The organism is Buttiauxella sp. JUb87 (assembly GCF_004361975.1).
GTDB lineage: Bacteria > Pseudomonadota > Gammaproteobacteria > Enterobacterales > Enterobacteriaceae > Buttiauxella > Buttiauxella ferragutiae.
This window is the reverse complement of sequence record NZ_SNVY01000001.1, coordinates 1,561,951-1,574,636: the sequence shown is the minus strand read 5'-3', so window position 1 is coordinate 1,574,636 and position 12,686 is coordinate 1,561,951. Positions and strand designations below refer to the sequence as shown.

At 52.0% G+C, this 12,686-nt stretch carries 10 protein-coding genes; 3 read left to right on the top strand and 7 right to left on the bottom strand.

The features are described from left to right. Nucleotides 1-41: 41 nt before the first annotated feature. Together EC843_RS07430 and mgrA are read right to left on the bottom strand one after the other, a co-directional pair. Complete coding sequence (locus EC843_RS07430) at nt 42-398, bottom strand: DUF2502 domain-containing protein (protein WP_064544618.1); 357 nt, start codon at nt 396-398, stop codon at nt 42-44. Between the two features lie 152 nt (nt 399-550). Next, nucleotides 551-1,540: an L-glyceraldehyde 3-phosphate reductase gene (mgrA, locus tag EC843_RS07425; RefSeq protein WP_064544620.1), complete on the bottom strand. Its 990-nt coding sequence runs from the start codon at nt 1,538-1,540 to the stop codon at nt 551-553. 182 nt (nt 1,541-1,722) lie between these two features. Here mgrA and EC843_RS07420 point away from each other — a divergent pair, with 182 nt between their 5' ends. Further along, nucleotides 1,723-3,381 carry a thiamine pyrophosphate-binding protein gene (locus tag EC843_RS07420; protein ID WP_133521992.1) on the top strand — a complete coding sequence of 553 codons (1,659 nt, stop codon included), beginning with the start codon at nt 1,723-1,725 and terminating at the stop codon, nt 3,379-3,381. A gap of 63 nt (nt 3,382-3,444) precedes the next feature. Here the strand turns inward: EC843_RS07420 and EC843_RS07415 are convergent, their stop codons facing one another. Beyond that, complete coding sequence (locus EC843_RS07415) at nt 3,445-4,677, bottom strand: ion channel protein (RefSeq protein ID WP_121815138.1); 1,233 nt, start codon at nt 4,675-4,677, stop codon at nt 3,445-3,447. 220 nt (nt 4,678-4,897) lie between these two features. On the opposite strand from EC843_RS07415, the gene glk reads away from it, so the two are divergent. Next, on the top strand, nt 4,898-5,863 hold the full coding sequence (glk, locus tag EC843_RS07410) for a glucokinase (protein WP_064544626.1): 966 nt from the start codon (nt 4,898-4,900) through the stop codon (nt 5,861-5,863). 30 nt (nt 5,864-5,893) lie between these two features. Here glk and EC843_RS07405 read toward each other — a convergent pair whose 3' ends face one another. From EC843_RS07405 to EC843_RS07395, 3 genes are all read right to left on the bottom strand, one after another. Further along, nucleotides 5,894-6,625, bottom strand: coding sequence for a LytTR family DNA-binding domain-containing protein (locus EC843_RS07405; protein WP_064544627.1), 732 nt, complete (start codon nt 6,623-6,625; stop codon nt 5,894-5,896). Continuing rightward, complete coding sequence (locus tag EC843_RS07400; protein ID WP_121815139.1) at nt 6,622-8,328, bottom strand: sensor histidine kinase; 1,707 nt, start codon at nt 8,326-8,328, stop codon at nt 6,622-6,624. The genes EC843_RS07405 and EC843_RS07400 overlap by 4 nt, the downstream gene beginning before the upstream one ends. Before the next feature lie 791 nt (nt 8,329-9,119). Next, nucleotides 9,120-10,361, bottom strand: coding sequence for a DUF1479 domain-containing protein (locus EC843_RS07395; protein ID WP_121815140.1), 1,242 nt, complete (start codon nt 10,359-10,361; stop codon nt 9,120-9,122). Nucleotides 10,362-10,602: 241 nt separating this feature from the next. Here EC843_RS07395 and alaC point away from each other — a divergent pair, with 241 nt between their 5' ends. Continuing rightward, the gene (alaC, locus tag EC843_RS07390; RefSeq protein ID WP_064544633.1) at nt 10,603-11,808 is read left to right on the top strand and encodes an alanine transaminase; all 1,206 of its coding nucleotides are present in this window, start codon (nt 10,603-10,605) and stop codon (nt 11,806-11,808) included. 469 nt (nt 11,809-12,277) lie between these two features. Here alaC and EC843_RS07380 read toward each other — a convergent pair whose 3' ends face one another. After that, complete coding sequence (locus tag EC843_RS07380; RefSeq protein WP_064544635.1) at nt 12,278-12,469, bottom strand: hypothetical protein; 192 nt, start codon at nt 12,467-12,469, stop codon at nt 12,278-12,280. Nucleotides 12,470-12,686 lie beyond the last annotated feature (217 nt).

Below are 12,686 nucleotides of genomic sequence, written 5' to 3'. Positions count from 1 at the left end.
AGTGAAAACGGTGGGGGTGATAATCCCCCCACCGTTAAGTATTAGTGGCGATGACCGCCGCCGTGACCATGTCCACGGCCACCACGTCCTGGGCCGCGATGGTCGTCCCGGTCATTCCAGCCCGCGCGGTAGCCCTTCTCAAAGCTGCTACGGCCACGGTCTTTATACCAGCCACGATGGTAACCATTGTCATGACGGTGCCAACCGCGATCGCGCCATTCATAGTTACGATGCCAGTAATCGCGGTCCCTCCAGCCGCCACCATCCCAGTAATTACCGCGATAATCCTGATCGCCAATTTGAAGCTTCACCGACGGCAGCAGGGTGATTTCGCCCGCATTCGCCATCATCGGTACAGATGCCAGTAATGCAATCGCAAGAATCAGTGACCTGAACATACTCTCTCCTCATACACGGTAACCGCCAGGGCGGCTTGTTATCCGTATAGTAAGTTGTGGTAACTAAGTGTTTCATCGCCACAACTCCTAATTCGCAGGGTAGAGCACTTTTTGCTAATTTAGTTTAACAATTGACCATTCAATGTTAACGGTTACACTAAAATTTCTTCGATCTCGGCAAGCTCTGCGGCGCTGAAATGACGATTTGCTAACATCCCCACCGCATCATCAATTTGGCTGGTCTTACTTGCACCAATCAGAACCGATGTCACTGCGTCACCACGCAGTACCCACGCCAGCGCCATCTGCGAAAGCTTCTGCCCACGACGTTGTGCTATCGCATTCAATTTACGCACTTTTTCCAGTTTTACCTCGGTGAGTTGCTCAGCATTAAGGAACTTGCTGTCACTGGCTGCGCGGGAATCGGCAGGGATGCCGTCCAAATAACGATCGGTCAACTGGCCGCCTGCGAGAGGCGAAAACGCGATACTGCCGACGCCTTTCTCTTGCAGCACATCCAGCAAACCGCCTTCAACCCAACGCTCAAACATCGAATAACGAGGCTGGTGGATCAGGCATGGTGTACCCAGATCATTCAAAATATCAATGGCTTGAGCAGCCAGTTCTGCCGGATAGTTTGAAATGCCGACATACAGCGCTTTGCCCTGGCGCACTATGCTATCCAGCGCGCGCATCGTCTCTTCAAGCGGGGTTTCCGGGTCCGGACGGTGATGATAGAAGATATCGACATACTCAAGCCCCATGCGCTTCAGGCTCTGATCAAGGCTTGAAATCAGATACTTACGAGAACCCCAGTCACCGTAAGGCCCATCCCACATGGTGTATCCCGCTTTTGACGAAATAATCAGTTCGTCACGATATGGAAGGAAATCTTCACGCAGGATGCGGCCAAAGTTTTCTTCTGCCGAACCTGGAGGCGGCCCGTAGTTATTCGCCAAGTCCAGATGGGTAATACCGCAATCAAAAGCACGGTGTAATAACTGGCGGCTGTTAGCCAGAAGCGTGGTGTCGCCAAAGTTGTGCCACAGGCCCAGCGAAATCGCCGGGAGTTTTAAACCGCTGCGTCCACAACGACGATATTCCATTGATTCATAACGTGCAGAATTTGCCTGATAGACCATGTTGGTTCCTTCGTCAGTAAAAATACCCAATTTAGTGTATACGTTTTCACAAAGTTTCTGGCTATCAGACTACACCGCAGTTAAGTGTAAATCCTTCTTTCCATGGCCTTATTCGCGTGGATTCTCGACAGCGATCACATATGCCCAATACTCACTGTAAGCCCTCTGAGAAGGAATGCGTCATGACTTACCGTGTAGCGGACTATATTCTCGACCGATTCACCGAAGCCGGGATCAACCATTTATTTGGAGTCCCAGGTGACTACAACCTACAGTTTTTGGATAGCGTGATTGAAAACCCGACTCTAGCCTGGGTCGGATGTGCCAACGAACTGAACGCCGCTTACGCCGCTGATGGTTATGCGCGTTGTAATGGTGCCGCCGCGTTACTCACCACCTTTGGCGTGGGTGAATTAAGCGCAATAAATGGCATCGCCGGAAGTTACGCCGAATACTTACCGGTTATCCATGTGGTGGGCGCGCCCTGCCTTGGGGCACAACGGCGCGGCGAATTGCTGCACCACACATTAGGTGACGGCGATTTCTGCCATTTTGCCAGAATGGCGCAGGAGGTGACGGTGGCTCAGGCTTCGCTCACACCGGAAAACGCCTGTTACGAAATTGACCGTGTTTTACAACAAGCCCTCACGCAACGCCGTCCGGGTTATTTGTTGCTCCCCAGCGATGTCTCCCAGGCTCCAGCCATTCGCCCGACTCAACCTCTGTTCGCTGTGCAATCAGGCTGCGATCCGGCATTGCTGGCCGAATTCCGCGCCTGTGCCCAGGAACGCCTCGCAGAAAGCCGAAGTGTGGCGTTATTGGCTGATTTCCTGGCGCTGCGCTTTGGGCAACAAAAAGCGCTCCAGCAATGGATGGACGACACCCCGATGCCTCATGCCACCATGCTGATGGGCAAAGGGTTATTTGATGAAGGCCAGCAAGGGTTTGTCGGAACCTACAGCGCCTCGGCCAGCGATGAAAAAGTGAAGCACGCTATTGAACGCGCTGAGCTGGTCATCTGCGCCGGCGTCAAATTCACCGACACGCTCACCGCCGGGTTCACGCAACACCTCACCGAACAACAAACTATCGACATTCAGCCACACGCCACACGCATTGGTGACCGTTGGTTCAGTGGCATTGCGATGGCGCAAGCCGTTGAGGTGCTGCATCAGCTGTGTAAACACCAGGTTTCCGGTTGGCCGGTGCCACAACAAAAGCCGCCTGCGTTACCCTCCACCACCAACGGAACGCTGGACCAGCACGCCTTCTGGCAATTAATGCAAAACTTCCTGCAAGCGGGGGACATTGTGCTGGCCGACCAGGGAACCGCCGCTTTTGGTGCCGCGACGCTGACCTTGCCTGCAGGTGTGACCTTTATCGCTCAGCCGCTCTGGGGCTCGATTGGTTTTACCCTCCCGGCTGCATTTGGCGCACAAACTGCCTGCCCAAATCGGCGAGTGATATTGCTGGTAGGGGACGGTTCGGCACAACTGACTATTCAGGAAATGGGGTCGATGCTGCGTGACCAGCAGCGGCCAGTGATCTTCTTGCTTAATAATGATGGTTACACGGTTGAGCGGGCGATACATGGCGCGGAGCAGCGCTATAACGACATTGCGCCATGGAACTGGACGCAAATCCCGCAAGCGATGAATGTTCACAATCCGGCGCAATGCTGGCGAGTAACAGAACCGATGCAGTTAGAAGAAGTGATGCAGAAGGTGGCAAAAGCAGAACGACTTACGCTTGTGGAAGTCGTCCTGCCGAAACAGGATATACCCGAATTGTTGCATGCCATCACAACATCGCTGGCAAAACGCAATGCCGCACGAGACTGATGACTGGCCTCTTCGTAGGTCTGATAAGCGATAGCGTCATCCGACAAAACAGGTAACGCAGAGCTACACTTTCGGTTTCTCGGCCATCATCACCGGTTTACCCGCCAGCAGCAGCCAGGCGGGTAACATCACGATGCACAGCAGCGGCAGCAACTTGATATCTGGTACGATTGCCATTGCCATAAACAGGCTAAGCCAGCCGTCACGCGTGACCACCAACACCAGGCCAAGGACGGCACATGACAGGGTAATTGCTGCCGGAACCGCTTCGACATGCTGATGGAGCATCATCCCCAGCGCAACCCCGACAAACACCACCGGGAAAATCCGTCCGCCACGGAATCCGCAGGCTGAGGCAACCACCAGCGCGGCCAGTTTTACCACCACAAACATGAACAGGGTTGCCACGGAAAAACTCCCGGCGGTCAGCTGGCGCATTTCATCCAGCCCCTTGAACAGTGTGACTTCGCCACCAATCAGCCCTAATACCCCTAACAGAAAACCGCCGGTGCCAAGAATAAACACCGGGTGTTTGAGCTGGTGAATCATGCGATGCGCACGCGGCAAACACCAGACGGCGACCATCCCCAATGCAATCGCGATAGTCGCTACCACGGCTCCACTGAAGATATCCACCACGCGCAATTCCGTATATTGCAGCACCGGTATCGAGAAATCAGGCTGGAAGAACAAATCGGTGGTCATGGCTCCGGCAGCGGCGGCCATCAGCGGGGCGAAAAGCCGGTCCCACAACGGTACATCGTTGCTGCTGTTCAGCGTTTGCGAAAACACTAACGCTGCCGCAACTGGCGTACCAAATAGCGCACCGATGGTTCCTGCTGCGGCGAGAATAGTCCAGTCGAGCGCGGCGACTTTAGGCAATAAACGCGCACCAATCGCCACCGCCAACGCAATATTCACCGACATAATAGGGTGTTCCGGCCCGAGGCTAACCCCACCGGCAAGCCCCAGCAGCAGCGCAATAATCAGACCTGGTAGCACCATCACCGGTACCGGCGAGCCAATCAACGGCTCTGTTGCCGGATCGGGCCCCGCGTGGCCTGGCATATAGCGCACCACCAACCCAACCGCGATGCCGGTGACGGTCAGCATCAAAAGAATCCACATCGGGGAGTTCATATTGAGGTCGAAATTGGCGGGCAGGGTAACCCACAGGTATTTTTGCAAAACCGCAGCGACTTTCATCACTACAATCAATACCAGACTGGAACAAACCCCAATGATTAACGCTGGGACAGAAAGAACCAGCATGGTTCTGGCTCGCGGATGGAGCATAAATTTTCCTTACTCTAAATTTATTCAGCGCAAATCGTCGCGGCAAACCCTCTGCCTGATTAGTTTTAAGCCACTGTGCAATACGGGCTGAAACGCTCAAGCTAATCTGTGACGAAGATCGATAATCCCAAGGCACTTCTCATCTGGTCGTTGTTGTTTAGGCTAGCTAATTTTACAGTGATGCCAGATCTTATTTTGACTTTAGCGGAGCAGTGAAAGAATGACAAAATATGCTTTGGTGGGAGATGTAGGCGGCACCAATGCGCGTCTGGCACTGTGCAACGTTGAAAATGGTGACATCACCCAGGCAAAAACCTATTCGGGCCTCGATTTCCCAAGTCTGGAAGCGGTGGTGGCGCATTATCTCAAAGAGCACAATGTCGCCGTGACTGACGGTTGTATCGCCATTGCATGCCCGATTACTGGCGATTGGGTGGCAATGACCAACCATACCTGGGCATTCTCTACCGCCGAGATGAAAAAGAACCTCGGCTTTGAACATCTGGAGATTATCAACGACTTTACCGCCGTTTCCATGGCTATTCCGGCGCTCAAAAAAGAGCACCTGATCAAGTTTGGTGGCGATGAGCCAGTCGAAGGCAAACCGATTGCGGTTTATGGTGCTGGCACCGGGCTTGGCGTCGCACATCTTGTTCACGTCGATAAACGCTGGGTGAGCCTGCCGGGTGAAGGCGGTCACGTCGACTTTGCGCCAAACAGCGAAGAAGAGGGGATTATCCTCGAAGAACTGCGTACCGAAATCGGCCACGTTTCTGCAGAACGTGTGCTTTCTGGCCCCGGTTTAGTGAATTTGTATCGCGCGATTGTTAAATCAGACGGGCGTGAACCAGAAAACTATAAACCGAAAGACATTACCGAAAAGGCTGTTGAAGACACGTGCACCGACTGCCGTCGTGCCTTGTCGCTGTTCTGCGTCATCCTCGGGCGCTTTGGCGGTAACCTTGCGTTAAACCTTGGGACGTTTGGCGGCGTGTACATTGCGGGCGGTATCGTGCCACGTTTCCTCGAATTCTTTAAAGCTTCCGGTTTCCGTGGCGGTTTTGAAGACAAAGGGCGTTTCAAAGAATACGTGCACAACATTCCGGTGTATTTGATTGTTCACGATCAACCAGGATTGCTGGGCGCTGGCGCGCATTTGCGCCAAACGCTGGGGCAGGTTCTGTAATCCCATCGGGCGCAAATTCTTGCGCCCGTTTTACAAACGCATCAACTGGCGAAACTCTTTCACTTTGCTACGACTCACCGGCACCTGAAATTCCAAATCCTGCAAACGCAAAATATAGGTATTGTTAAACCACGGTTCTATCTCACGGATTTTACTCAGGTTAACGCAATATGAGCGATGGCAACGGAAGAAATGGCTTTCCGGCAGGCGATGGCAAAACTCAGTGATGTTCATCGACATGACATACGCTTCACGTCGCGTGTACACAAAGGTCATTTTCTCGTGCGCTTCGGCGTAATAAATATCGTTAACATCGGTAACGATAATCCGCTCATCTTTCACCAAATTAACCGTCAACGCTTCACGCCCCGGGGTGTTAGCAGCGGCAGGGGCGTTTTGTTGCTGGAAAGCGGCTTCCAGCTTTTGCAGCATCCCAATAATGCGCGACTCTTGATACGGCTTGAGAATGTAGTCGAAAGCCTCCAGCTCAAACGCCTCCACTGCATGTTCTTTCCAGGCGGTGATAAACACAATAAACGGCTTATGGGCGAACTTACTGATGTTTTGTGCCAGCAACACGCCATCTAAAGAGGGGATGTTGATGTCGAGAAAAATAGCATCAACTTCATGATGTTGCAGATAACGCAGCACATCCATGCCGTCATCAAAGGTGCCCACCACTTCCATCTGGCTGTGCTCTTTGATAAGCCAGTTAAGCTCCTGCTGAGCCAGGACTTCATCTTCTACGATGAGGACTTTCATAGATTACCTCCTTGTTGCGGCAATAAAGGTGGAACGGTACTGGCGGCGTGAGGCACATAAAATGCAATCTCAGTGCCTGGCTCAAGGCGACGAATATGCAGACCTTCACCGTAGAGTAATTTTACGCGGTGATGCACATTCAACAGGCCGATTTTATTGCCCGGCATTTCGTTGGCCTCCACGCGTTCAATCACCAGCGGATCAATACCGTTACCGGTGTCGCGCACCGCAATTCGCACGCGATTACCGCTCTCCTCAACGCTGATGGTCACCACGCCTTTGCCTTTACATGGCTGTATCCCGTGGACAATCGCATTCTCAACCAGCGGTTGGATCAGCAGGCTGGGGATCAGGCAATTCACCTCTTCATCAATGTGATAAATCACCGTCAGCTTGTCGCCAAAACGTGCCTGCTCAATGGCGATGTAATCCTTTATTTGATACAGCTCTTTTTTAATATCGATCTGTTCATCGTCTTTTAATTCAATGTTGTAGCGCAAATAGCGCGACAAGTTATAAATCAACTGGCGTGCGGTATCGGGATTCATGCGAATAGACGAGGATATCGCGTTCAGGGCATTGAACAGAAAATGAGGGTTAATTTTGCTTTGCAGCGCGCGTAGTTCGGCTTTATTTGCCATTTCGCGCAACTGCTCGGCACGGGAAACTTCCAGTTGGGTGGAAATAATCTGCGAAAGCCCGACCGCCATCTCCTGCAAAGTAGAGGTAATTTGATGAGCATGGCGGTAATAGATTTTCAGCGTGCCGGTGACGACACCTTTTTCCCATAACGGAATAATAATCAGCGAGTGAATTTCCGGGGTGCGATAAGCCTCATCATCGTTACGGATAATGATTTTTCCTTCGCGCAGCGCCAGTTGGGTGCGTGGGCTAATCCCATTATCATTCTGTTTATAATTGCTTTCCCCAAAACCCACGTAGGCTAACACTTTCTCTTTATCGGTAATGGCTACCGCGTCGGCGTTAATATCCTCGCGGATAATATTACACACCTGGCGCAGCGATTCGCTGTTCACCTTGCGGAACAACGGCAGCGTTTTATTGGCAATATCCAGCGCCAGCTTGGCCTGACGCGCGGCGCTGGCCTCTTTCTCACCTTCAACACTTTGCACCAGCAACACAATAAAGCCGATGGAAACGGTGCCGACAATCATCGGAATACCGATTTTCGACACAATATCGATGCCCAGTGAAACAGACGGCGCCCACAGCACCACTAAAACCATGGTCATGGTTTCGCACAACATCCCGGCAATAATCCCCACCCGCCAATGCTGAGCTTTCGGTATTTTGCGGTTTATCCAACCGGCAATACAACCGGCGACAATACTGGTTATCAGGCAAGGAACGGCGGTAATCCCGCCGATATCAATCAGATAACGATGAAGCCCGGCGATAATACCGGTAATAATACCGACCCACGGCCCAAATAAGATCCCGCCCGCCATCACGGCGATAATCCGCACGTTAACCAGCGAACCTTCAACATGCACGCCGGACCAGGTGCTGAACAGGGCAAACATCGAGAAAATAGCGGTGACGGCCAGTAACTCTTTCGGCGTGTGGGCGTTCTTATGCAACAACTCGCGGAACAGGCGGATGCGGATTAAAAAGAACAGGCAAATAAGCATCAGCGCCGCTCGGTCAAACACCGCCAGCAGCATATTAAAAATTTCGTGCACGGGTAACTCGCGTGACCAGGAATGGAAGGGCAATGATAAGGAAATTACTGAGTGGTTACCAGAAACGTGGATTTTTGGGACATGGCAAACTGGACTATCCCCTCTCCCTGGGGAGCTGTCTCTTATACACAACTCATCCTGGTTATCTTGTCAGGGTGAGATCTGTAAGCCCTGCAGGTTTTCCGTTCACCCGTGTGTTCAGTTATCTCTTTAATTCCCGCAAACGGTGAACGTATCAAGGGGTTAACGCCAACCCCTTGATAATCCAGGCGCCCGGCAAATCAATCGCCGCTAAAGCGGTAAACACCATTTTTCACCCAACATTCGGGGTCGTTCGCGATTCGTTCCAGACGATCGCTCTCTCACGTGGTTCCCGACCACGTGACCCCGACTGAAGGGTAAAAAACGGCGCGATTGAAGCCGGGGACAAGGTCAAAACCGCTCTGGCTTTTGACTTTGAATTTCGGGTCCGGCTTAAATCGCCTCCATTTTGACTCCAGGTGGCAGGGTCCAGCCGTCGGGAACGGCTGGAGGGCGCGATCGTCGGGAACGAATCGCAACCGACCCTGACACGGAGGCAAAATGGAGGTTTACCGCTTGCGGCGATTTATTTGCCGGGAGTCAGGGTTCTTAGGGTGACGACGGTGGTCACCCTAAGACGTTCACCGGTTCAGTCGCGACATAAACACGCTATCGCCTGGTGAACGGAACCTTCTCCGGATCGGCAGGAACCGCCCCTCAAAGTTGTGACTAAGAGACACCCCCCTGGGGAGAGGGGTAGGGTGAGGGGATTACTTCCCACCTAACTGCTCGCGCCCGGCGGCTGTCATATCCGCTGGCATCGCACGTCCGGTGAAATCAACCTCGAAATCATCGGCGGCAAAATCAGGTGGCGATTTACCTTCAACAAAGGATGACCACTGGCGTTCAAGATAAGCGGCGTTCTTCTCACACCATGGTGCGGCGGCGATATACATCACGTTGCTATCAAATTCACCAAGGTGTTCATTTTCAACAGCATGGATCACATCGCAGTGCCAGAAAACCGTATCGCCCGCTTCCATATCCGGAATTGAGGAAATCCCTGTTAATAAAAGGGGATGCCACTGCTCGTTAATAGAAAGTGCGCGGCCAGGCTTCGCTTCGCACAGCGATTCTTCCGGCACATCATCCTGCAAAGCGCGCAGTAAAATGTAGGCCATCGCATTCGCTACCGGCAGCAAGGTTAGTGTGCCGCCATGTTTACGCTGCGGGCTAAGCGCCGTCCAGCCCTGGAAAGTACGGAACATCGAACACACCGCTGGCGATGGGAATTCACGCACTTCGGTACGCCCTTCAGCAGCAAACGGGCTGTATTTCTGCCATTCACCAGAAAACACATGGCGATAAACATGGCGGAAATTCTCATCCAGCCAGCGTTCAACTGAACCGCCATCCACATGTGGAGACAGGCCCAAAGAGTTGGAACGCGGCGGGCGGCGGCGGGTACGGTCGGCATAGCTCACCACACGGTCCGGGTCGAAATGCTGCTTACCGTTGCTTTCGGTTTCCCATAAATTATTCAGAAACACCTGCACCGCTTTCATGCGGGCATGTTGGCGCGCTTCAACCTGCGGCTTCGACCAGTAGATGCCGTAAATTTGCGGCTTACTGGCGGCAAGTGTGCCAAAATAGTTATCTTCTGCAGCGTTCTTCAGTTTCTCGACAAAGTTATTGCGCTCCAGATAATTCCCGACTTCCTCATTCCAGGCTTGCGCCTGAGATTGCGGGAATACCCCTTTCACGGTGCAACAACCCCGCTGGCGAATAAGTGCTTTTTGCTGCTCGCTAACGCGATGATTCACGATATCGTCAGCATTAATTTTTGGCACTGGGTTTTCCCCGCGCGCCAGCTCTGCGCGGATCTCGTCGATCTGGCGCTTCATATCGCCTTCGAGTTGCTCAAAAGCGGTTTGGTAATTTGGCAGTTCGTGGCGAAGTTTTTGTTTTATCTCACGGATTGCACGCGGTAAGTCATCAATCTGTAGGGTCATGGTGATACTCCACGTCTCTTAAAGAAGGTTATTGGATTGTTGCGACATGGTTAATGTAATCCACTTGTATCAAATAAAATAGGGATAGGCTTCGAATGAAGCATCCTCTTTTTGGTGGAATAAAAATATTTCTCTTTCCCTCTCGACAGATGATTTTTATTCAGGCTATTTTCTAAACAAGCCACATCACGTGGCAGCGTCGCTCGGACGGTCCGGGCGCTAACGTTAATCTGAGGAATTTATGGCTGACTCCAGTCCAAAACGTCGTTTTTCGCGTATCGATCGCCTCCCGCCGTATGTATTTAATATCACCGCTGAGCTGAAAATGGCGGCGCGTCGCCGTGGCGAAGATATAATCGATTTCAGCATGGGCAACCCTGATGGCCCAACTCCGCCGCACATCGTTGAAAAACTCTGCACCGTTGCGCAGCGTGAAGATACCCACGGTTACTCCACCTCCCGAGGTATTCCGCGTTTACGCCGCGCTATTTCGCGCTGGTATAAAGATCGTTACGACGTCGAGATTGATCCGGAAAGCGAAGCCATTGTCACCATTGGCTCGAAGGAAGGCCTGGCGCACCTGATGCTGGCAACCCTCGACCACGGCGACACGGTGCTGGTGCCGAACCCAAGTTACCCGATTCATATTTACGGCGCGGTCATTGCCGGAGCGCAAGTGCGCTCGGTGCCGCTGGTGGAAGGCGTCGATTTCTTTGCCGAGCTGGAACGTGCGATTCGCGAAAGCTACCCGAAACCGAAAATGATGATCCTCGGCTTCCCATCGAACCCAACCGCGCAGTGCGTAGAACTGGAATTTTTCGAACGTGTGGTGGCACTGGCAAAACGTTACGACGTGCTGGTGGTGCATGATTTGGCCTACGCCGATATCGTTTATGACGGCTGGAAAGCCCCGTCAATTATGGAAGTCCCTGGCGCTCGCGATGTCGCGGTTGAATTCTTTACCCTGTCAAAAAGCTACAACATGGCGGGATGGCGCATCGGGTTTATGGTGGGCAATAAAGAGCTGGTGAACGCACTGGCGAGAATCAAAAGTTACCACGACTACGGCACATTTACGCCGCTACAAGTCGCGGCCATTGCGGCACTAGAAGGTGATCAACAATGTGTGCGCGATATCGCCGAGCAGTACAAGCGCCGGCGTGATGTGTTAGTGAAAGGCTTGCACGAAGCGGGCTGGATGGTGGAATGCCCGAAAGCGTCGATGTATGTGTGGGCGAAAATCCCTGAGCACTATGCACAAATGGGGTCGCTGGAATTTGCCAAAAAACTGCTTCAGGATGCGAAAGTCTGCGTTTCGCCAGGCGTGGGTTTTGGGGATTACGGTGACACGCATGTGCGCTTTGCGCTGATTGAAAACCGTGACCGTATTCGCCAGGCGGTACGTGGCATCAAAGCGATGTTCCGTGCCGATGGGGTATTGGGTTAACGTTTAATGGTTGAATGATGAAAAACAGGAGCCAATGGCTCCTGTTTTTCATCATTCGACCATCATCACAAACGTACCGACCCAAACCAACAAAATAAACGACAAGCCCATCATGAAATATTTCACGTTACATTGCTCCGCGCGTGCTGCCGCGCAATTTTGCTAAAAAATTCAGTATAGAAAGATGAAACCGCCATTCATGACTTTTGGGATTAACTTCACCAGATGGCCGCTGCATATTGTATTTTTTTGGCTAATGAATCGATTCGCCGGCGCTAATGTACTCTCCCTTTCAGAGTGAATACAAGAGCCAGCAAACTGAGAAAAGCATCATTTTTTAAACTTTACATTTCGTGCGAATCGACTGTGACAAAGTCGCCATAATTCAATGAATTATGTGGGATGTATTTTGGAAGGGGAAAGCAGGAACAGGCCCTTGCGAGCCTGGATTAATGACGAAGCCGTTGGGTTATTTCACCGCGTCGTGGGCATTTTCCATCGCCTGCTTTAAGGCTACGTTTTGTCTGTTTTGCTCGGCCATATAACAGGCATCTTTGCTGACTCCCTGAGCCTGGCATTCTGCCTGGCGCTGCGCCGGAGTACTACAGCCAACCAATGTTCCAGCCATACCTACAACCATCATCAACATTATTTTTTTCATTGCTGTTTAACCCAAAATTAAGAAGAAGCCGCCGCAGCGGAAACGCCGTTTCTGGCGCTGGCATAATCCATTATTTTTGGTATGGGTAAATTAGGAAAAAGCTTAATCATTGATGCGGAAAATGTATTTATTTCCAGATCACAAATTGCTAAATGGCCGGTGAATCTCCAGCGACCCGATACTACAAGGCGGGCAATGGTGTGATTTCGGATTTATC

Excerpts from the sequence above, each read along its gene's own strand:
- EC843_RS07405 (WP_064544627.1), bottom strand. The coding sequence starts at position 6,625 with ATGAAAGTCCTCATCGTAGAAGATGAAGTCCTGGCTCAGCAGGAGCTT.
- glk (WP_064544626.1), top strand. The coding sequence starts at position 4,898 with ATGACAAAATATGCTTTGGTGGGAGATGTAGGCGGCACCAATGCGCGT.
- EC843_RS07415 (WP_121815138.1), bottom strand. The coding sequence starts at position 4,677 with ATGCTCCATCCGCGAGCCAGAACCATGCTGGTTCTTTCTGTCCCAGCG.
- EC843_RS07430 (WP_064544618.1), bottom strand. The coding sequence starts at position 398 with ATGTTCAGGTCACTGATTCTTGCGATTGCATTACTGGCATCTGTACCG.
- EC843_RS07420 (WP_133521992.1), top strand. The coding sequence starts at position 1,723 with ATGACTTACCGTGTAGCGGACTATATTCTCGACCGATTCACCGAAGCC.
- alaC (WP_064544633.1), top strand. The coding sequence starts at position 10,603 with ATGGCTGACTCCAGTCCAAAACGTCGTTTTTCGCGTATCGATCGCCTC.
- mgrA (WP_064544620.1), bottom strand. The coding sequence starts at position 1,540 with ATGGTCTATCAGGCAAATTCTGCACGTTATGAATCAATGGAATATCGT.
- EC843_RS07395 (WP_121815140.1), bottom strand. The coding sequence starts at position 10,361 with ATGACCCTACAGATTGATGACTTACCGCGTGCAATCCGTGAGATAAAA.
- EC843_RS07380 (WP_064544635.1), bottom strand. The coding sequence starts at position 12,469 with ATGAAAAAAATAATGTTGATGATGGTTGTAGGTATGGCTGGAACATTG.